The organism is Paraburkholderia sp. FW306-2-2C-D06C (assembly GCF_058781505.1).
Genome location: NZ_JBYSWU010000149.1, coordinates 1 through 733 on the forward strand (window position 1 = coordinate 1; position 733 = coordinate 733).

Annotated in this window: 1 protein-coding gene; it reads left to right on the forward strand. The window is 59.8% G+C overall.

Annotation, left to right across the window (positions count from 1 at the left end; translation table 11 throughout):
* Positions 1 to 733: IS3 family transposase (locus tag AC3WLT_RS37255; RefSeq protein ID WP_492596540.1), on the forward strand; the 733-nt coding region annotated here is incomplete at both ends.

Sequence of the window (733 nt, forward strand, 5' to 3'; positions counted from 1 at the left end):
GCGCGATGAGAAAGTGATCGCGCTGGTGACGTACACCCGGTTGCGCCAGCCCCGGCTCGGGACGCGCAAACTGCATCATCTGCTGGGAGCGCCGCTCACACAGGCCGGCATCAAGCTCGGGCGCGACGGCATGTTCGATATCCTGCGACACGCCCGTTTGCTGGTGAAAACCCGCCGTGCGTATCACAAGACCACCGACAGCCACCACCGTTTCCGCAGACATCCGAATCTGCTGAAAGAGGGTCCCCAGAGGGTTGTCCCCACAGGGCCCGAGCAGGTGTGGGTCGCTGATATCACCTATCTGGCCACGGCCGGAGCGTTTGTCTATCTAAGCCTGGTGACGGATGCGTGGTCCCGCAAGATCGTCGGCTACCACGTGCATGACAGCCTGCAGACCGAGCAGGTCAGCGAGGCGCTGAAGATGGCGCTGCGTGGTAGAAAGACACGCCAGCCATTGATCCATCACTCAGATCGGGGTATTCAGTATTGCTCGGCTTACTACCAGCAGCTCCATCAGCGCCATGGGCTCACCTGCTCGATGACCGACGGCTACGACTGCTACCAGAACGCTCTCGCTGAACGCATCAACGGCATTCTCAAGACAGAACTGCTTTTACAACGTCCGGCCGACCTGGGCCAGGCCGCCCAGATGGTCCGGCAGTCGGTGCAGATCTACAACCAGGAACGACCGCATCATTCTTTAAAATACAAAACGCCCGATGAACTTCATCGG